This window comes from Streptomyces sp. NPDC030183 (genome assembly GCF_055573455.1).
The window spans coordinates 58,975-77,855 of record NZ_JBVIBK010000024.1; the positions used below are offsets into that span (position 1 = coordinate 58,975).

Sequence of the window (18,881 nt, forward strand, 5' to 3'; positions counted from 1 at the left end):
CGTGGGGAACTGCGCGACAAGCCCCCGCCCGCCTGCACCCGCCGACGAACCCCGCCCCCCACCGCTCGGCTACCCGGACCACACGTGGCGCCGCCCGGCAACCGCCCGGAAGGTCAGTTCCCCGCCGGGCAACAGTCCACTGCGGACGGTCAGCTCGCGGTTGCGCGAGGCCGTGAGGGCGATCCGGGTCGCGGCGCCCGAGGCCCACGTGATGTCGACGGCCGCACCACCTCGCGCGCGCAGTCCGCGGACGGAACCGTCGGGCCACGCGGCGGGCAGGGCCGGGAGGATGTCGATCACGTCGTGCTGGCTCTGCAGCAACATCTCGACGACTCCGGAGGTGGCGCCGAAGTTGCCGTCGATCTGGAACGGGGGGTGGGTGTCCCACAGGTTCGGCAGGGTCGAGGACTTGAGCTGTTCGGCGAGCATCCTGTGGGCGTGGTCGCCGTCGCGGAGCCGCGCCCAGAAGTTGATCTTCCATGCCTCGGACCAGCCGGTTCCGCCGTCGCCGCGCGCGGTGAGCGAGACCTTCGCCGCCTCGGCCCACTCGCTTCCGGGGGTGATCTGACGGCCGGGGTGGAGGGCGAAGAGATGGGAGGCGTGGCGGTGTTCGTCGTCCGGGTCGTCGAGGTCGGCCTTCCACTCCTGGAGCTGGCCCCAGGAGCCGATCCGGAGCCCTGGATCCAACCGCCCCAGGGTGTCGGCGAGTTGCTCGCGGAAGGCGGGGCTGTCGTCGAGGAGGCGGGCGGCTTCGAGGGTGTTGGTGAGCAGGTCGTGGACGATCTGCTGGGACATGGCCGCGCCCGCCGTGAAGTCGCCGTGCTCCGGGGAGTAGCTGGGCGTCACGACGAGGGTGCCGTCGCGGGGGTCGGTGCGCAGGTTGTCCAGCCAGAACTCGGCGACCTCCTTCATCACCGGGTACGCGGTGGAGCGGAGGTAGCGGGTGGAGCCGCCGAAGCGGTAGTGCTCGTACATCTGCTGGGTGAGCCAGGCGGCGGCCTCGGGGAACCAGAAGGCCGTCGCCCAGTCGTGGACACCGGTGAAGCCGTACGGGTTGGTCTCGTTGTGGACGACCCAGCCGCGAGAGCCGAACATCTCCTTCGCGGTGCGCCGGCCAGGTGCGCGCAGCGCCTCGACGAAGCGGTCGTAGGGGGCCGTGGTCTCGGCGAGGTTGGCGGCCTCGGCGGGCCAGTAGTTCATCTGGATGTTGATGTTGGTGTGATAGTCCGCCGACCACGGAGGCGTGGTGCTGTTGTTCCAGAGGCCCTGGAGGTTCGCGGGCAGGGATCCGGCGCGGGAGGAGGCGATGAGGAGGTAGCGACCGTACTGGAAGTACAGGGCTTCCAGTGCGCGGTCAGCGGGGCTCGTTCCGCCGGAGTAGGCGGCCAGTTGTTCGTTCGTGGGCGTGTCCGGTGCCTCGCCGCCGAGGTCGAGTGCCACGCGGTCGAAGAGGGCGCGGTGGTCGCGGACATGGCGGGACCGCAGCGTCCGGTACCCCTTGCGGAACGCCTTGTCGACCCTGCCGGTGACGGTGGTGTGCGGGTCCTCGCCCCGGTAGTCCGGGTAGGTGTCGGCGTAGTCGGTGCCCGCCGCGAGAACGAACCAGACACTGTCGGCGTCGGTGACCGTGAGCGTGCCGTCGGGGTTCGCGGTGAGGGTGCCGCCCGTGTGGGCGACGCGGATCTGTGCCTCGAACTTCAGCCCGTTGTCGGCGAGTTCACCGCGCACGGTGAGCCGGTCGCCGTGGGAGGTCGTGCTGAAGTCGGCGCGGGGCGAGGTGTGGCGCAGGGTGACGGTGACGCCTCCGGTGAGGCGGCCGACGAGGACGCCGTCCGGGTGGGAGGCGAAGAACTCCCGGGTGTGGCGCCCCCACCGGTGTGTGTACGTCACCGTCGCCACCGCTTCGCGCAGGTCAAGGGTGCGGCGGTAGTCGGCCGGGACGGTGTCGGGGGCGCCGGGCAGGTCGAGGCGGAGGTCGCCGAAGGTCTGGTGGTGGCCGTAGCCGACGCGCCGCCGGCCGAGGCGGGCGGTGACGGCGTCGGGGGCGACCTTGGTCTCGGCGTCGATGCGGTCCTGGACGGCGGTGATCGCGCCGGGGCGGGGCTCGGTCCAGTTGCCGTGGTCGTAGCCCTGGACGGAGCCGGGGCCGCCGGTCCACAGGGTCTTCTCGTTGAGCTGGAGCCGCTCGGACGTGAGCGTGCCGAAGACCGTCGCGCCGAGGGCGCCGCCGCCGATGGGCAGGGCCTCGCGTTCCCAGTCGGCGGCGGGAGCGGTGTACCAGAGCGTCAGGGGCGCTCGTCGCGGTGCCGGGGTGGCCTCCGGGGTGTCGCCTCCCGATCCGGACACATCGGAGGAATCAGCGGCACTGCCGGCCGGCCCTGAGGGTCCTCCGGTCACGGTGAGCGCGGCCGCACCGGCGAGTGCGTTCTTCAGAGTCACTCTGCGGGAGATCTCAGCGGACATGCCAGGGACCGTAAGGGTCCGATGACTGGGTCGACAAGAGGGCATGACAAAACCCGCGGACGGCGTGTCCGCGGGTCGGTGGGGACCGCTGGGGTCCTTCTGACGGGTCTCCGTGGGAGAAGGAGTGCCGGGCGTCACGACGCCGCGGAGATCCATCAGAAGGACCTCGTACTGGACGTACTCGGGCCTTCGCTCGGTGCGGCGAGTGGGGGTACCCCCTGCTCGAAGAGCTTGGGGGAGCGTGCCAGGCGTCGCGGGGCAGCCGGGACCTTGCGGACACGACCTAGGGGTCAGCCCTGCTGGAACAGCTCCGCCGGGAGCGGCTTCAGGAGCGCGTACAGATCGTCGGTGATGGGGCGGTCCCAGGCGGCGATGGTCACCAGGACGTTGTCGCTGCGGTCGAACTGGACGCAGGAGATCCGGGACTCGGAGAGCTTGAGGCGGCGGACGATCAGGAGGTTGTCGCCCTGCATCACCGGCATGTCCTCGGAGCCGACGACGGTGATGTCCTCCTCGTTCTCCAGGGCGAGCAGCAGCTGGGCCACCTCGAAGGGGATCTCGCCCTCGGCGACCTCGCGGGCCGGGGAGCCCTCCGGGAGGTTGCCGATGATCATCGCGGGGCCGCGGCCGCCGTACAGGTCGTAGCGCAGGAAGACGCCCTGGCAACTTCCGTCGGGGGCGGGCAGCAGGCCCGCGCCGAGATTGCCCGGCCAGTCGCCCGGGTCCATGGCCAGTACGTCGAATTCGGGCCCGGCAGGGGTGGCACTGCGGCGGCGGAGGAAGGACATGCCGCCATGGTACGTGTCCGAACGTGGTCGGCGCCGGGTGGGCGAGACGATTTCCGGGACGGATGCGAAGGGGCTCGTCACCGGCCGGTCGGGGTCTTGTGGCGCTCGTGGTGGCGGGCCACCCGGGCCCGGTTGCCGCAGGCCGGTTTGCACCACTCCTGGCGCGGGTGCTCCTTCAGGAAGTAGCGCACGCAGCGCGGGGCGTGGCAGGCCCGCAGCCGCTGCCGTTCGGGGCTCGCGAGGAACGCGACGGCGGCCCGCGCGAGGGCGGCCGTGAGCGGGGCGCCGCCGGTCACGGGCTCCTGGCGCAGGACGGGGTCGGCGCCCGGCGACCAGGTCAGCACCGGGACGGTCGGGGCCTGGGCGGCGACCCGGTTGAGGTGCTCCAGGGCTTCGGGCAGGGGCAGCAGCCGGGCGGCGTCGGCCGGGCTGGGCTCGGCGGGACTGACGGCACGGGCGAACAGGGCACGGACGGCGCCCCGGAGGTCGCGTACGGCGACGAGGGCGGCCTCGTCGGCGGTGAAGCCGGCGGTGCCCGGCAGGAGGCCGGCGTGGGCGCGGACCCAGGTGGTGAGTCCGGCGGGCTCGGCCAGGTCGTCGGCGACGCCGCCGTCGCCGTCGTGGCGCACGGTCAGGGCGAGGTCCAGGGCGAGCCGCGCGTCCGCGCTGATCGAGTACTCCATGACGTTAATGATAAGTGAGCGGCCATCCATTAGACGGTGTCGGCGTCCGCTTCCTTGCGCGTGGGGCGGTCGGTCGTGGTCGACGGCGGGGTGAGGTCGGCGCGCCGGGCGCCGGCGGTCCGGGGGTCCGACGGGTGACGGTCCGTCACGGCGCGGGCGGGTTCGGCGGCGGATCCGGTTCGCGTGGCGTCCGAGCCGGGTGGGGTGGAGGCGGTGGGGCGGCGGTCCAGCCAGAGCAGCAGGAGACCGAGTGTGCAGGCGAGCGCCGACCAGTAGACGTAGCGGTAGTTCGTCGCGGGCATGATGGGCAGGTAGCCGAGCACATAGGCCATGGCGCTGACGCCCAGCGCCCGGACGGGCAGGGAGAACCTGCCCCGGCCGGGGCGGACGGTGAGGACGAACGCGACGGCGAGCCAGAACCAGCCCCGGAAGAGCGGCCGGAGATCGGTGGCCGCGCCCCAGACGTACGCGCCGAGGGTGTCCTCCAGCCGGGGGTGGGCGACCTCGATGCCGAGGTCGTTGGCGAAGACCCCTGCCTGGTACGGGTAACCGGTCTCGAAGAGCAGACCGGCGAACAGCCGCAGACGGTACTGGAGATAGCCGGGCACGTGGTCGCTCATCTCGCTCAGCCACAGGGAGGTGATCCCGTCCGCGTCCCTGGCCATTCCGTCCGCCCGGCGTTCGTAGCAGGCCCAGTAGGCGTCCGACAGGGCGCCGGTGCTGCGGCACTTCTCCGCGGCCGCCACCAGGCGGCCCCTGAGGTCCGGCGGGACGTCCGCCGAGCGCAGTTCCTCCACGCTCAGCACATGGACCAGGTCGTCGAGCATGATCTGCGCGCCCTGCCTCGTCTCCACAGGATGCGCGATCCGGGAGATCGCGACCGCGGGCAGGGCGACCGCGACCGCGAGCGCCACCACGCACAGGGCCCAGGTGCGGCGTCCGGGGGCGCGCCACAGGGCGAGGACGAGCAGGACGAACAGCGGGATCGCCGCCAGGAAGACGTTCTTGCGCACGAGCATGGCGTAGGCGAGGAAGAGCGCCCCCAGCCAGAACAGCGCCCAGCGCGCCGCGGGGGTGGCGTCGCGATCCCGCAACCGCAGTCCCAGGAACGCCACCGCGCACGCGGCGAGCAGCGCGGCGGCCGCGTGGACGTCCTTCCACACCACGCCGACGAAGGTCAGCACGGGCGGGGTCAGTCCGATGCCGAGGACGGCGAGCGAACCGGCACGGCTCGCGGTCAGGTCCCAGACGCACCAGGCCACCACCCACAGAGCGCCCCAGAGCACGAGGGACTGGAGGACGGCCAGAGACGCGGGAGTGCCGGTGACGGCGATGAGGGCGCGCCACACCAGGCTCAGCACGGGCGGGTGCCAGTCGGTGATGGGTGTCCTGCCCATGGCCTGGCGCAGCTGGGCGATGCTGTCGGGACTCATGTACCCGGGGGCGAACACGATGGTCGTGCCCAGACAGCAGAGCAGGGCGACAGCGGCCAACCCCCAGCTCCAGAGCTTTTCACCCTGAAACCACACATTTCGTCCCATGCGGCGGATGCTAACAGCGGCGAGGAGACCGGACGGATCAGGGCGCGACGAAGACGTAGCGCCGGTAGGCGAAGAAGCGGAACAGGGTGGCGAGGAACCAGCCGAGGATCCGCGCGACGTTGTCGCTGAGCACCGAGTCCAGTCCGAGCAGTTGGCGTGAGGCGTAGACCGTGCCCGCCGTGATGGCGACCCCCACGAGGTTCGCCAGCAGGAACAGCGCCAGCTCCTGGGCCAGCTTCTCGCGATGGCGGTGGCGGTAGGTCCAGTAGCGGTTCCCCGCCCAGCTGAAGAGCGCCGCGGCGGCCGTCGCGAGGACGGACGCCTGGACGGGCAGCGAGCGCATCACCCCGCCCTGCGCGCCACCGGGCAGCCCGAACACCAGCAGGTTGTAGCCGCCGTTGTCCACGACGAAGGCCAGCGCGCCGACCACCCCGAACTTGGTGACCTCGCGCCAGACACCCCTGACGGCGTCACGCACACGCAGCGTCACAGACGCGAGGACCGACACACCGCGAGCCTAACGACACGGCGCGCCCCCACTCCCCGGACGCGCCCATATCGCATTATTTCCTACCTGCTGTGTCACCGATTCGGACAGGGAGTGGCCGTGCCACCGACGATCGCGTGTGTCGTGCCGTGTCACAACGAGGAGGCGGCCGTCGGAAAGGTGGTGCGCGACCTGAGGGCCGCGCTCCCCGAGGCGGACATCTATGTGTACGACAACGCCTCGACCGACCGTACGGTGGAGGTCGCCCGCGAGGCGGGCGCGATCGTCAGGGAGGAACCGCGCAAGGGGAAGGGCAACGTCATCCGGCGTGCCTTCGCCGATGTCGACGCCGACGCCCTGCTCATCATCGACGGTGACGACACCTATGACGCGTCCCGGGCGCGCGATCTGGTGGACCTGCTCTTCGAGGGGCCGTACGACCAGGTGGTGGGGGCACGCCGGGAGACGGTGAGCGCCGCCTACCGGGCGGGGCACGCGTTCGGCAACCGCCTGCTCACGGGCGTCGTGCGGTCCCTGTTCGGCAATGACGTGACGGACATGCTGAGCGGCTACCGCGTCTTCTCACGGCGCTTCGTGAAGTCCTTCCCGGCGCTTGCGCGCCAGTTCGAGACCGAGACGGAGATGACCGTCCACGCCCTCCATCTCCGGCTCCCCACGGCGGAGCTGGAGGTGGACTACCGCGTCAGGCCCGCCGGGAGCGAGAGCAAGCTGCGCACCTTCCGGGACGGCTGGCGCATCCTGCGGGTCATCCTGGACCTGGCGCGGCGTGAGCGGCCCTCGCTCGTGCACACCGTGGTCGCGGGCCTGCTGGCCCTCGTGTCGGTGGTCCTCGGCATTCCCGTCATCGCCGACTTCGTCCGTACGGGCACGGTCCCGCGCATCCCCACGGCGATCCTCGCCGCGGCGGTGATGACGATCGCGGCGCTCGTCCTGCTCGTCGGGTACATCCTGGAATCGCTCACGCACATGCGTCAGGAGCAGTCCCGGCTCGCGCATCTCGCGTACGCGGCGCCGGCCCGCTCACGGCGCTACACCACGCACCACGTCGGGACCGGGCGAGTGCGTGTGCGGGACGTTTCCGGCAGCCCCTGAACCCGCCCGGACCAGGCGGCTCACGTCAGGTCGAACTCGCCCTCCCTGGCCCCCGACACGAAGGCACCCCACTCGGCGGGGGTGAAGATCAGTGAAGGGCTCTCGGGGCGGCGGCTGTTGCGCATGGCGATGAAGCCCTCGACGAAGGCGATCTGGACGTCTCCCCGCCCTCGGCTGCTGGACCGCCAGTCCGCGTTGCTGAGGTCCAGCTCCGCCGGCTTGTGCCACCCGTCGAGCGATCGCTGCTGCTCCATGGTGCTCTCGGCCACGTCCGTGCTCCTCCCGGTTCGTCGTCCGCCCGCCAGACTAGCGATCGGTCCCCGCCGCGGACAGGCCACGTGAGGGGGAGGTTCAGGAGGTGGGCGGCTCGGCGCCGACCAGCCACATGGCGAAGAACTGCGATCCTCCGCCGTAGGCGTGGCCCAGGACCCGGCGGGCCCCGTCGACCTGGTGTTCCCCGGCGAGGCCCCGCACCTGGAGCGCGGCCTCGGCGAAGCGGATCATCCCGGAGGCGCCGATGGGGTTGGTGGACAGCACCCCGCCGGACATGTCGACGGGGAGGTCGCCGTCCAGTTCGGTGACGCCCGACTCGGTGAGCTTCCAGCCCTCCCCCTCGGCGGCGAAGCCGAGGTTCTCCAGCCACATCGGCTCGTACCAGGAGAACGGCACGTACATCTCCACCGCGTCGATCTCCCGGCGCGGGTCGGCGATGCCCGCCTGCCGGTACACGTCGGCCGCGCAGTCGCGGCCCGCGCGCGGCGACACGCAGTCCTTGCCGGCGAACAGGGTCGGCTCGCTGCGCATCGCCCCGCCGTGCATCCACGCGGCGGGGCGGGGCGCGCGGGCGGCGCCCGCGCGGTCGGTGAGGACCATCGCGCAGGCCCCGTCGGAGGACGGGCAGGTCTCCGAGTAGCGGATCGGGTCCCACAGCATGGGCGACGTCTGGACCTTCTCCAGGGTGATGTCGTGCTCGTGGAGGTGCGCGTAGGGGTTCTTCAGGGCGTTGCGGCGGTTCTTGTACGCGACGAGGGAGCCGACGGTGTCGGGGGCGCCGCTGCGCCGCATGTACGCGCGGACGTGCGGGGCGAAGAAGCCGCCGGCGCCGGCGAGCAGCGGCTGCTGGAAGGGGATCGGCAGGGACAGGCCCCACATGGCGTTGGACTCGGACTGCTTCTCGAACGCCAGCGTGAGGACGGTGCCGTGGACGCGGGCGGCGACGAGGCTCGCCGCGACCAGCGCGGTCGATCCGCCGACGGAGCCCGCCGTGTGCACCCGCATCATGGGTTTGCCGACCGCGCCGAGGGCGTCGGCGAGGTACAGCTCGGGCATCATGACGCCCTCGAAGAAGTCGGGCGCCTTGCCGATGACGACGGCGTCGATGTCGGCCCACGTCAACTCGGCGTCGTCGAGGGCGCGTCGGGCGGCCTCGCGGACGAGTCCGGCGATCGACACGTCCCGCCGGGCCGCGACGTGCTTGGTCTGGCCGACGCCTATGACGGCCACGGGCTCCTTGCTCATCGGGGATCCCCTTCGAGGACGGCGACCAGGTTCTGCTGCAGACAGGGCCCGGAGGTGGCGTGGGCGAGGGCGCGGTCGGACTCGCCCCGGTGGATGCGGGCGGCGGCCTCCCCGACGCGGATCAGCCCGGCGGCCATCACCGGGTTCGCGGCGAGGGGGCCGCCCGACGGGTTGACGCGCACGGTCTCGTCGAGTCGCAGCGCCTCGCGCAGGACGACCTCCTGGGAGCTGAACGGGGCGTGCAGCTCGGCGGTGTCCACGGGGCGTTCGAAGGCCCCGGCGCGTTCGGCGGCGAGGCGGGTGGAGGGCGAGTCGGTGAGGTCGCGGACGCCGATGCCGTGGGCCTCGATGCGGTGGTCGATGCCCCGGATCCAGGCGGGCCGCTCGCACAGGTCCCGGGCCCGCTCCCCCGCCGCGAGGATCACGGCCGCGGCCCCGTCGCCGATGGGCGGGCAGTCGCCGGTGCGCAGCGGCCGTACGAGGTACTCGCCCTGCGGCACCGGACCCCTGAGCTGGGCGTGGGGATTGGTCTCGGCGTCGGCGCGGCTGCGGGCGCCGACCGCCGCGAGCGCCGGCTCGTCGGTGCGGCCCGCGTCGATGAGTGCCTGGGCCTGGAGGGCGGCGAGGGCGACGGAGTCGGGCCACAGGGGGGCCAGGTAGTACGGGTCGAGCTGGCGGGTCAGGACGTCGCGCACGGAGCCGGGTGAGGACTTTCCGTAGGAGTAGACGAGGGCGGTGTCGGCGTCGCCCGTCTGGAGTTTCACCCATGCCTCGTACAGGGCCCAGGCGCCGTCCATCTCGACGTGCGACTCGGAGATCGGGGGCCAGGCGCCGACGCCGTCGAGGGCGAGGGTGAAGGAGAAGGCGCGGCCGGCGAGGTAGTCGCTGGACCCGGAGCAGGTGAAGCCGATGTCGGCGGTCTTCAGCCCGGTCCGCGCCAGGACCTCGTGCAGCACCGGCATGAGCATCTCCACCTCGGAGGACTCGTCGCTGGTGCGCCGGTGGTCTGTCTGGGCGAAGGCGACGACGGCGATGTCCCGGTTCACAGCAGCTCCTTGTACGTGTCGTACTCGGCGTCCGGCTCGCCGGTGGGCCGGTAGTGGTCGGGATAGCGGGCGCCCTGCGTCCACACGGGTTCGACGCGCAGCCCCATCCGCACCTGGTCGTAGGGGATGCCGGCGATCCGGCCGTGCAGGGCGAGGTCGGCGCCGTCGAGGGCGATGTGGGCGTAGACGTAGGGGACTTCGATGTCGAGGTTCTTCGCCTTGATGTTGACGATGCAGAACGTGGTGACCGTGCCGCCCGGGCCGACCTCGACCTGTTCGGCCGTGGCGACGCCGCAGGTGGGGCAGGCGCCTCTGGGCGGCACGTACACCTTCCGGCAGGACGGGCAGCGTTCGCCGACGGTGCGGCGTCCGGCAAGGGCGTTGATGTAGCCGGTGGTGGCGCGGCCGGGTGAGTAGGTGTAGTCGAGGCGGGCGGGGGCGACGATGCCGGTCACCGCGTCGGCGAACTCGCCGCTGTGGCCGACGGGTTCGGCCGGCTCGCCGTCGTACGGCTCGAAGCACGCGATGTCGGTGATGGCGCCGGAGCGTTCCCCGGCCCACCGGACCCGGACGCGCATCCCGGTGCGCACGGTGTCGGGGCCGGGGGCGTCGAGGGCGTGCAGGAGGGCGGTGTCGGCGCCGTCGAGCCGTACGAGGACCCAGGCGAAGGGGGTGGCCAGGGGCTGCCCGCGGCGGGGGGCGTGGTTCCAGGCCCAGGTGGTGACGGTGCCGGTGGGGGCGACCTCGACGAGGTCGCGGACCTCCTCGGCGGTGACCGGGTCGTACTCGACGGGTGGGACGAGGGTCCGTCCGTCGCCGGTGCGCACCCCGAGGATCACGCGTTCGCGCAGTCCGGTGAGGAAGGCGCTCTGCACGGGCCCGAGGGACCGGGTGAAGGGAAACTCGACGGTCAGGGGTGCCTTGAGGACTGCGGACATCGGCGGGGTTGCTCCTTCGGAGAGGGGGCGACGCGTCCGGGGCGCGGGGGTGAGCCTCCAGGCGGCGCCACGCGGGGTGCGGGCGGGCACTCCACGCGGCTCCACCGTGGGGCGCCGAACGGCCGGGGGCGTCCGCGGCCGGGAGCCGCCCCCTGGCGGAGCGCTCACGCCCGCCGGTAGACGGGCGGCCGTTTCTCGGCGAAGGCGCGCGCCCCTTCCTTCGCGTCGTCCGTGTCGAAGACCGGCCAGCCCCGTTTCAGCTCGGCGGCCAGCCCGTCCGTCTCGCTCATCTCGGCCGTCTCGTACACGGACGCCTTGACGGCCTCCACGGCGAGCGGGCCGCAGGCGTTGATCCGCTCGGCGATCTCCAGGGCCTTCGCGAGGGCGTCGCCGTCCGGCACGACATGCCCGATGAGCCCGATGCCGGCGGCCTCGTGGGCGGTGTAGGGGCGGCCGGTGAGCAGCATCTCCAGCGCGTGGGTGCGGGGGATCTGCCGCTGGAGGCGGACCGTGGAGCCGCCGATCGGGAAGAGGCCGCGCCTCACCTCGAAGAGGCCGAAGGTGGCCGACTCCCCCGCGACACGGATGTCCGTGCCCTGGAGGATCTCGGTGCCGCCCGCCACGCAGGGGCCCTCGACGGCGGCGATCACGGGTTTGCGGGGCCGGTGGTGGCGGAGCATCGCCTTCCAGTGGAGGTCGGGGTCGGCCTTGAGGCGGTGCCGGTACCGCTCGCCCTCCATGCCCTTGCCCGCGAGCGCCTTGAGGTCCATCCCGGCGCAGAAGGAGCCGCCGGAGCCGGTCAGGACGATCGAGCGAACCTCGTCGTCCTCGTCGGCGGCCACCCAGCCGTCGTACAGACCGACGAGCATCGGCAGCGAGAGCGCGTTCTTTGCCTCGGGCCGGTTGAGCATGAGCACCAGTGTGGCGCCTTCGCGCCGCACCGTGAGGTGTTCCGTGCCACCCATCGCTTCCTCCCGTGGGGCAGGGCGAGAACAGGTTCCGTCTGCGGAACGAGAACAGGTTGCAGGAGGCGCGGAGCCAGGACAAGAGTTTTCTGACAGTCAGTCAGATTTCTTCTGTGCGAGCCCTTCACAGTCACGGCCCCCTTTGCTCTGATGACCGGCAACCGACGGATGGCAGCCACCCGCCAGGCGCGCCCGGGGTCAGGAGGAGCACGGTGGAGTACAACCTTGCCGACCTGTTCGAGTCGGTCGTCGACGTCGTCCCGGACCGGGCGGCGCTCGCGTATCTCGACATCCCCGGTACGGGCGCGGACCGGCGGCTCACCTACGCGGAGCTGGACGCGGCGGCGAACCGGATCGGCCACCATCTGCTGGACAGCGGGCTGCGGCCCGGCGAGCACGTGGGCCTGCATCTGTACAACGGCGTGGAGTACCTCCAGACCGCGCTGGGCTGCCTCAAGGCCCGGCTCGTACCGGTCAACGTCAACTACCGGTACGTGGAGGAGGAGTTGGTCTACCTCTACCGGGACGCTGATCTGACGGGCCTGGTGTTCGACGCCGAGTTCACGGGGCGCGTGGCGAAGGCCGTGCCGCGGACGGAGAAGCTGCGGCATCTGGTGCGGGTGGGGCACCCCGCGCCGGACGCGCCCGACCTGTCCGTGACGGACTTCGCCGGGGCCGAGGCCGCCGGGTCCCCCGGGCGGGGTTTCCCGGCCCGCTCGGGCGACGATCTGTTCATCATCTACACCGGCGGCACGACGGGCATGCCGAAGGGGGTGATGTGGCGTCAGGAGAACCTGTTCTTCTCCGGGTTGGGCGGCGGAGCGCCGACCGGGGAGCCGGTGAAGGCACCGGAGGAGCTGGCCGAGCGGGTCGCGGCCGGCGGTGACGGGATCACCTTCTTCCCCACCGCCCCGCTGATGCACGGCACGTCGACGCTCACCGCGTTCATCGGGTTCAACTTCGGCCAACGGGTCGTCATCCACCGCAAGTTCGTGCCGGAGGAGGTCCTGCGGACGATCGAGCGGGAGAAGGTCACCAGTGTGTCGCTCGTGGGCGACGCGATGCTGCGTCCACTCATCGACGCGCTGAACGGACCGATGAAGGGCACGGACTGCTCGTCGCTGTTCAGTGTGTCGTCGTCCGGCGCCATCATGTCGGACACCGTGCGGCGGCAGTTCCGGGCCCTGGTGCCGAACGCGATGCTGCTCAACAACTTCGGCTCGTCGGAGTCCGGCTTCAACGGCACGGCGACCGACGACTCGGGCGCCGGCGACGGCTTCCGGATCCGCGTCCACGCCCGCACCCGGGTCGTGGACCCCGCCACGCACGAGCCCGTCCCGGTCGGTGTGCCCGGACGGGTCGCGCAGCGCGGTCACGTCCCCCTCGGCTACTACAACGACCCGCAGAAGACCGCCGAGACCTTCTTCGAGAAGGACGGCGAGCGCTGGGTGCTCCTCGGCGACATGGCGACCGTCGACGAGGAGGGCGTCGTCACGGTGCTCGGCCGGGGGTCGCAGTGCATCAACACCGGCGGTGAGAAGGTGTACCCGGAGGAGGTCGAGCAGGCGCTCAAGGCCCATCCCGACGTGTACGACGCGCTGGTCGCCGGGGTGCCGGACGCCCGCTGGGGCAACCATGTGGCGGCCGTGGTCCAGCTCCGCGAGGGCGCGGCCCGTCCGACCCTGGAGGACATCCAGACCCACTGCCGTACCCGACTCGCCGGGTACAAGATCCCGCGCCGGCTCGTCCTCACCGACACCATCCAGCGCTCCCCCAGCGGCAAGGCGGACTACCGGTGGGCCCGGTCGGTGGCGGCGTCGGCGGACGGGTGAGCGCCTCGGGCCCCGCGGGGCGGGGTCGCCCCGGCTACTCCGAGGGGCTCTCGACCGCCTCCGGCCACGGCCCTTCGACGGCGGGGCCGCAGTCGTCCGGCAGATGGGCGACGACGAGGGCGGCGGCCTCCTCCACGGTGGCCGTCTCACCCAGCAGTCCGGCATACCCGGCGGCGTACACCGAGTAGGTCGTCAGACCGCCGACGATGAAGGGCAGGCCGCCGCTCAGGGGTGAGTCGGTGTTGCGGTGGAAGGACAGGGCGCCGTGTCCGGGGTACGGGAACAACTGGCGCAGCCTCGGCTCGGCGAAAGCCGCCTCGATCATCTCGGGACAGCCCCGGCGTGCCTCGGGGTGCCCCTCCCGCAGCATGCGCCAGGTCCGCTCCACCACCGTTTCGTCACCGGCGAGGAAGGTCGTGACACGGCGGACGAACCACTCCGGGTCGTCGAGCCAGGGGAAGTGCCCGGCGCCCGGCTGGATCGAGTACTCCCCCTCGGGGAAGAGGCCGGCCGCCCGCTGGACGAGCTCCGGGGTCGGACCGGTGTCGAGCGCGCCGCCCAGGTGGAGGACAGGAGCGGTCAGTTCCGTGAGGGCGGCCCGGGTGGCCTCGGGGTCGTACGCGCCGACGGAGCCGTAGACCTCGGCGGCGTCGTCGTTGGTCTGGGCCACCTCGGCGGCCATGTGGGCCCGGGCCGCGGTGTCCCAGCGGCCGTAGAAGAAGGGCATCATCTCGTCGTCGAAGGGGCCGCGGCCGGTCCAGGCGGCCTCGAAGTGCGGGTACGCCTCGGCGAACCAGGGCTCGTCCTCGCGGAGACGGGCCGCCGCGAGCCGGTCCTCGACGGTCACCGGCAGGCCCAGCGCCCAGGGGGTGGCGGTGATCAGGACCAGCCGGGAGACCCGGTGCGGGTGGCGGGCCGCGTACAGCGTGGCGAGGTTGCCGCCGGCCGAGTGGGCGAGGACGTCCACGCTCTCCAGGCCCAGGTGCGCGCGCAGCGCCTCCACGTCGTCGACCTGCCGGTCGCACCGGTACGTCGCCGGGTCGGCCGGGACCGCCGAGTCGCCCGTGCCGCGCAGGTCCAGCAGGATCAGGCGGCGGTGGGCGGCGAGTCCGCCCAGCTCGCCGAGGTAGGCGGAGGCGCGCATCGGGCCGCCGGGCAGGACGATCAGCGGATCGCCCTCGCCGCGCACGTGGTAGGCGAGTTCGGTTCCGTCGGGTGCGGTGAGGCGTGGCATGGGGCCGATCTTGCTGGCCGGGAGACGTGCGGCGCAACGGAGTTCGGGGAGGGGGAGCCGCTGGAGGAGCACTCAGGGTTGCGTGTACCGGTCCCGGAGTTCCCGCTTGAGGATCTTGCCGCTGGCGTTGCGCGGCAGCTCGTCCACGAAGAGCACCTTCTTCGGCGCCTTGAAGTGCGGGAGCTTCTCCCGCGCGTGGGCGACGAGTTCGGCCTCCGTGACCTCGCCGCGGGGGACGACGACCGCGGTGACGGCCTCGATCCAGTGGTCGTCGGGCAGTCCGACGACGGCGACCTCGGCGACCCGGTCATGGGTGTAGAGGGCGTCCTCGACCTGGCGGGAGGCGATGAGCACGCCCCCGGAGTTGATGACGTCCTTGACCCGGTCGACGATGGTGAAGAACCCGTCGGCGTCCCGGACCGCGAGGTCGCCGGAGTGGAACCAGCCGTCGCGGAACGCGTCGGCGGTCTCCTCGGGCTTGTCCCAGTAGCCCTCGCACAGCTGCGGGGACCGGTAGACGATCTCCCCCGGCGTGCCGTCGGGCACGTCCGCGCCCTGGTCGTCGACGACCTTGGCCTCGACGAACATCACGGGGCGCCCGCAGGAGTCCATGCGGCCCTTGTGCTCGTAGGGGCCGAGGACCATGGCGAGGGGGCCGATCTCGCTCTGGCCGAAGCAGTTGTGGAAGGCGAGCTTCGGCAGGCGCTCCTTGAGGCGTTCCAGGACGGGCACCGGCATGATCGACGCCCCGTAGTACGCCTTGCGCAGGCCGCTGAGGTCGCGGGTGTCGAAGTCGGGGCGGTTCGACAGCGCGATCCACACGGTGGGCGGGGCGAAGAGGCTGTCGGCGTCGCCCGACTCGACGAGGTCGAGGATCCGGTCGCCGTCGGGCGCGTCGAGGATGGTGTTGGTGGCGCCGACGGCGAGGTACGGCACCAGGAAGACGTGCATCTGCGCCGAGTGGTACAGCGGCAGGGAGTGCACCGGCCGGTCACCGGCGGACAGGTCGAGGGCGGTGATGGCGCTCAGGTACTCGTGGACCAGGGCGCGGTGCGTCATCATCGCGCCCTTGGGCAAGGCCGTGGTGCCGGACGTGTAGAGCAGCTGGACCAGGTCCTCGGCCTTCGGCTCCTCGCCGTCGTACGGCTCGGCGGCGGCGAGCCGGGCGAGGAGCGAGTCGTCCGCGTCGCGCAGCGCAAGGGCGCGCGTCCCCTCCGGGAGGTTCCCGGCGAGGCCGGGGTCGGTGAGGACGAGGGTGCTGCCGGACTGGTCGAGGAGGTACGCCAGGTCATCGCCGGTGAGGTGCTGGTTGACCGGGACGTGGACGAGGCCGGCGCGGGCGGCGGCCAGGAACGCGATCAGATAGGCGTCCGAGTTGTGGCCGTAGGCGGCGACCCGGTCGCCCGGCCCCAGTCCGGAGTCGCGCAGGGCGCGGGCGGCGCGGGAGACGGCGTCGTCCAGTTCGGCGTACGTCCAGGAGCGGTCGCCGTAACGGATCGCGACGCGTGCCGGGGTCCGCCGGGCGCTGCGCCGCAGCACCCCGTCGACCGTCACATTGCGTCCAGCCGTCATGATCCGCCCCTTCGTCCACCGGTTCCCGGCGTGATCCTCGTTCCGCCGCGCGAGCGGGGTCAAGCGTGCCGCGCACACGGCCGGAATCCAGTCCGCATGGCGTGAAACGGCTCAACTCCGATCCCTGGTGCACGAGTCAACCAGGGTGAAGATCAACGCACACCTGGACTACGTACGAACGCACTGTCAGGCTCAACCGTTTCTTCCCCCATGACGTCGGGAGGCCCCCATGCGCACCCGTCTGAGACAGCTCGTCGTCTCGGCCGTCGCCCTGCTCACCGCCTCGGCCGCCTTACCCTCGGCCACCGCCGCCGACGGCGACCGCGGCGGTCAACATCCCTCCCACGGCGGACTGTCCGCCGTGATCCGCTACACCGAGTACGGCATTCCGCACATCGTCGCCCGCGACTACGCGGACCTCGGCTTCGGCACCGGTTGGGCGCAGGCCGCCGACCAGGTGTGTGTGCTCGCCGACGGGTTCGTGACCGTGCGCGGCGAGCGGTCGCGTTTCTTCGGGCCGGACACCGCGCCCGACTTCTCGCTCTCCTCCGCGACCAAGAACCTCACGAGCGATCTGTACTTCCGTGGCGTCCGTGACACCGGCACCGTGAAGCGGCTCATGGAGCGCCCGGCTCCGCTCGGCCCGAGCCGTGAGGTGAAGGAGCTCATGCGGGGCTGGGCGGCGGGGTACAACGCCTGGCTGAGGAAGAACCGGATCACCGATCCCGCGTGCCGGGGCGCCGCCTGGGTGCGGCCGGTGAGCACGCTCGACGTGTTCTCCCGCGCGTACGCCCTGGCCGTCCTCGGCGGGGAGGGGCGGTTCGTGGACGCCGTCGCCACCGCCCAGCCGCCCGCCCCCGGGGCGGCGCCGAAGGCCGCGGCGCCGGACGCGAAGGCCGCCGCGCGGGCCGCGAGCGAGCTGTTCTCCACCGGCGACGCCGACATGGGCTCCAACGCGGTCGCGTTCCGCGGCGACACCACGGCGAACGGGCGCGGTCTGCTGCTGGGCAACCCGCACTACCCGTGGGCCGGGGGCCGCCGCTTCTGGCAGGCGCAGCAGACGATCCCCGGCGAGCTGAACGTCTCCGGCGGTTCGCTGCTCGGCTCGCCGATCACCCAGATCGGGTTCAACGCGAAGGTGGCGTGGAGCCACACGGTCGCCACCGGCGTCCCGATGAACCTGCACCAGCTGACCCTGGATCCGGCCGACCCGACCGTGTACCTGGTCGACGGCAAGGCGGAGCGGATGTCGAAGCGGACCGTCACCGTCCCCGTGGAAGGCGGCCCGCCGGTCACCCGCACCCAGTGGTGGACGCGGTACGGGCCCGTCGTCACCTCACTGGGCGGTGACCTCTCGCTGCCGTGGACGGCCGGCACGGCGTACGCGCTCGCCGACCCGAACACGACGAACCTGCGGTTCGCCGACACCTCCCTCGGCTTCGCCAAGGCACGCGGAACGGCCGACGTCCTGAAGGCCCTCGGCCGTCACCAGGGGTTGCCGTGGGTGAACACCGTGGCCGCCGACTCCGCCGGGCACACCCTGTTCACCCAGTCGCAGGTGCTGCCCCGGATCACCGACGAGCTGGCGGCACGCTGCTCCACGCCGCTGGGGCGGGCCACGTACCCGGCGGCGGGTGTCGCCGTCCTCGACGGCGCGCGTGGGGAGTGCGCGCCCGGCAGCGATCCCGACGCGCTCCAGCCCGGGGTCTTCGGGCCGGCGAAGATGCCGACGCTGAAGGACGCCCCGTACGCGGAGAACTCCAACGACAGCGCCTGGCTGGCCAACGCGGACCGGCCGCTCACCGGCTACGAGCGGGTCTTCGGCAACCTCGGCACCCAGCGGTCGATGCGCACGCGCGGGGCGGTCGAGGACGTCGCGGCGATGGCCGACAGGGGCGGGCTGACCGTACGGGACCTGCAGAAGCAGCAGTTCGCGAACCGGGTGCCCGCGGCCGATCTGGCCGCCGACGACGCGGCGCGGGCGTGTGCCGCGCTGCCGGGCGGCTCGGCGACGGGCAGTGACGGCGCGGCCGTCGACGTGTCCGAGGCGTGCCGTGTGCTCGCGGCGTGGGACCGGACCGTGAACACCTCCAGCAGGGGCGCGCTGCTCTACGACCGGTTCTGGCGCAAGCTGACCCGTGCCGTGCCGAACGCGCGGCTGTGGAAGGTGCCGTTCTCGGCGGCCGATCCGGTGAACACGCCGAACACGCTGGACACGACCGTGCCCGGGTTCGCCACGGCGCTCGCGGACACGGTGGCGGAGCTACGGGCGGCGGGCATCGCGCTGGACGCGAGGCTCGGTGACCACCAGTTCGTCGTCCGTGGGGACCGGCGTATCCCGGTGCACGGCGGCACGGAGTCGCTGGGCGTCTGGAACAAGATCGAGGCGCCGTGGGACGCCGCCGCCGGCGGCTACGCGGAGGTGTCGTCGGGTTCCAGCCACATCCAGGCGGTCGGCTGGGACGGCAGCCGCTGCCCGGTGGCCCGGACCCTGCTGACGTACTCGCAGTCCTCGAACCCGAACTCGCCCCACCACCTCGACCAGACGCAGCTGTTCTCGGCCGAGAAGTGGGTGACGTCCCGGTTCTGCGAGAAGGACATCCGGTCGTCCCCGAGGCTCAGGGTGGTGCGCGTGAGCCAATGATCCGGGGAGGTGTGGTGCCGTCCCCGTGCGGGACGGCACCATGCCTTTGGCATATAA

15 protein-coding genes and 1 pseudogene are annotated in these 18,881 nt (G+C 72.2%); 3 read left to right on the forward strand and 13 right to left on the reverse strand.

The window, feature by feature from the left end; all coding sequences use genetic code 11:
* Positions 1-69 precede the first annotated feature (69 nt).
* From ACZ4Z2_RS27245 to ACZ4Z2_RS27265, 5 genes are all read right to left on the reverse strand, one after another.
* Positions 70-2,463, reverse strand: coding sequence for a glycoside hydrolase family 95 protein (locus tag ACZ4Z2_RS27245; RefSeq protein WP_468079443.1), 2,394 nt, complete (start codon positions 2,461-2,463; stop codon positions 70-72).
* Between the two features lie 290 nt (positions 2,464-2,753).
* Positions 2,754-3,251: a hypothetical protein gene (locus ACZ4Z2_RS27250; protein WP_468079445.1), complete on the reverse strand. Its 498-nt coding sequence runs from the start codon at positions 3,249-3,251 to the stop codon at positions 2,754-2,756.
* 77 nt (positions 3,252-3,328) lie between these two features.
* Positions 3,329-3,934: a CGNR zinc finger domain-containing protein gene (locus ACZ4Z2_RS27255; protein ID WP_468079446.1), complete on the reverse strand. Its 606-nt coding sequence runs from the start codon at positions 3,932-3,934 to the stop codon at positions 3,329-3,331.
* A 29-nt stretch (positions 3,935-3,963) separates the two neighbouring features.
* Positions 3,964-5,427 carry a hypothetical protein gene (locus ACZ4Z2_RS27260; protein WP_468079447.1) on the reverse strand — a complete coding sequence of 488 codons (1,464 nt, stop codon included), beginning with the start codon at positions 5,425-5,427 and terminating at the stop codon, positions 3,964-3,966.
* Between the two features lie 85 nt (positions 5,428-5,512).
* On the reverse strand, positions 5,513-5,983 hold the full coding sequence (locus ACZ4Z2_RS27265; RefSeq protein WP_468079448.1) for a GtrA family protein: 471 nt from the start codon (positions 5,981-5,983) through the stop codon (positions 5,513-5,515).
* Positions 5,984-6,076: 93 nt separating this feature from the next.
* Between ACZ4Z2_RS27265 and ACZ4Z2_RS27270 the strand changes: the two genes are divergently transcribed.
* Entirely contained in the window at positions 6,077-7,075 is a 999-nt protein-coding gene (locus ACZ4Z2_RS27270; protein WP_468079450.1) for a glycosyltransferase family 2 protein, read from the forward strand.
* Between the two features lie 20 nt (positions 7,076-7,095).
* Here ACZ4Z2_RS27270 and ACZ4Z2_RS27275 read toward each other — a convergent pair whose 3' ends face one another.
* The 5 genes from ACZ4Z2_RS27275 to ACZ4Z2_RS27295 form a co-directional block, all read right to left on the reverse strand.
* Positions 7,096-7,344 carry a DUF397 domain-containing protein gene (locus ACZ4Z2_RS27275; RefSeq protein WP_055711401.1) on the reverse strand — a complete coding sequence of 83 codons (249 nt, stop codon included), beginning with the start codon at positions 7,342-7,344 and terminating at the stop codon, positions 7,096-7,098.
* 82 nt (positions 7,345-7,426) lie between these two features.
* On the reverse strand, positions 7,427-8,593 hold the full coding sequence (locus ACZ4Z2_RS27280) for a thiolase domain-containing protein (RefSeq protein WP_468079451.1): 1,167 nt from the start codon (positions 8,591-8,593) through the stop codon (positions 7,427-7,429).
* Positions 8,590-9,639, reverse strand: coding sequence for a thiolase domain-containing protein (locus ACZ4Z2_RS27285; protein WP_468079453.1), 1,050 nt, complete (start codon positions 9,637-9,639; stop codon positions 8,590-8,592). The genes ACZ4Z2_RS27280 and ACZ4Z2_RS27285 overlap by 4 nt, the downstream gene beginning before the upstream one ends.
* Positions 9,636-10,577: a Zn-ribbon domain-containing OB-fold protein gene (locus ACZ4Z2_RS27290; protein WP_468079455.1), complete on the reverse strand. Its 942-nt coding sequence runs from the start codon at positions 10,575-10,577 to the stop codon at positions 9,636-9,638. The genes ACZ4Z2_RS27285 and ACZ4Z2_RS27290 overlap by 4 nt, the downstream gene beginning before the upstream one ends.
* Positions 10,578-10,741: 164 nt before the next feature.
* Entirely contained in the window at positions 10,742-11,542 is an 801-nt protein-coding gene (locus tag ACZ4Z2_RS27295) for a crotonase/enoyl-CoA hydratase family protein (protein ID WP_468079456.1), read from the reverse strand.
* A gap of 212 nt (positions 11,543-11,754) precedes the next feature.
* On the opposite strand from ACZ4Z2_RS27295, the gene ACZ4Z2_RS27300 reads away from it, so the two are divergent.
* Positions 11,755-13,374, forward strand: coding sequence for an acyl-CoA synthetase (locus ACZ4Z2_RS27300; protein ID WP_468079457.1), 1,620 nt, complete (start codon positions 11,755-11,757; stop codon positions 13,372-13,374).
* A 34-nt stretch (positions 13,375-13,408) separates the two neighbouring features.
* Here the strand turns inward: ACZ4Z2_RS27300 and ACZ4Z2_RS27305 are convergent, their stop codons facing one another.
* The 3 genes and pseudogenes from ACZ4Z2_RS27305 to ACZ4Z2_RS27315 form a co-directional block, all read right to left on the reverse strand.
* Entirely contained in the window at positions 13,409-13,765 is a 357-nt protein-coding gene (locus ACZ4Z2_RS27305; protein WP_468079556.1) for a DUF6193 family natural product biosynthesis protein, read from the reverse strand.
* 9 nt (positions 13,766-13,774) lie between these two features.
* A pseudogene (locus tag ACZ4Z2_RS27310) lies at positions 13,775-14,608 on the reverse strand (alpha/beta fold hydrolase); the annotation flags it as partial.
* Between the two features lie 72 nt (positions 14,609-14,680).
* Entirely contained in the window at positions 14,681-16,180 is a 1,500-nt protein-coding gene (locus ACZ4Z2_RS27315; RefSeq protein WP_468079459.1) for an acyl-CoA synthetase, read from the reverse strand.
* A 229-nt stretch (positions 16,181-16,409) separates the two neighbouring features.
* Between ACZ4Z2_RS27315 and ACZ4Z2_RS27320 the strand changes: the two genes are divergently transcribed.
* Positions 16,410-18,824 carry a penicillin acylase family protein gene (locus ACZ4Z2_RS27320; protein ID WP_468079460.1) on the forward strand — a complete coding sequence of 805 codons (2,415 nt, stop codon included), beginning with the start codon at positions 16,410-16,412 and terminating at the stop codon, positions 18,822-18,824.
* The last annotated feature ends 57 nt before the right edge of the window (positions 18,825-18,881 follow it).

Bases quoted from the DNA above. Each gene is read 5' to 3' on its own strand.
- ACZ4Z2_RS27250 (WP_468079445.1), bottom strand. From the start codon at position 3,251: ATGTCCTTCCTCCGCCGCCGCAGTGCCACCCCTGCCGGGCCCGAATTC.
- ACZ4Z2_RS27245 (WP_468079443.1), bottom strand. From the start codon at position 2,463: ATGTCCGCTGAGATCTCCCGCAGAGTGACTCTGAAGAACGCACTCGCC.
- ACZ4Z2_RS27255 (WP_468079446.1), bottom strand. From the start codon at position 3,934: ATGGAGTACTCGATCAGCGCGGACGCGCGGCTCGCCCTGGACCTCGCC.
- ACZ4Z2_RS27280 (WP_468079451.1), bottom strand. From the start codon at position 8,593: ATGAGCAAGGAGCCCGTGGCCGTCATAGGCGTCGGCCAGACCAAGCAC.
- ACZ4Z2_RS27315 (WP_468079459.1), bottom strand. From the start codon at position 16,180: ATGACGGCTGGACGCAATGTGACGGTCGACGGGGTGCTGCGGCGCAGC.
- ACZ4Z2_RS27320 (WP_468079460.1), top strand. From the start codon at position 16,410: ATGCGCACCCGTCTGAGACAGCTCGTCGTCTCGGCCGTCGCCCTGCTC.
- ACZ4Z2_RS27290 (WP_468079455.1), bottom strand. From the start codon at position 10,577: ATGTCCGCAGTCCTCAAGGCACCCCTGACCGTCGAGTTTCCCTTCACC.
- ACZ4Z2_RS27295 (WP_468079456.1), bottom strand. From the start codon at position 11,542: ATGGGTGGCACGGAACACCTCACGGTGCGGCGCGAAGGCGCCACACTG.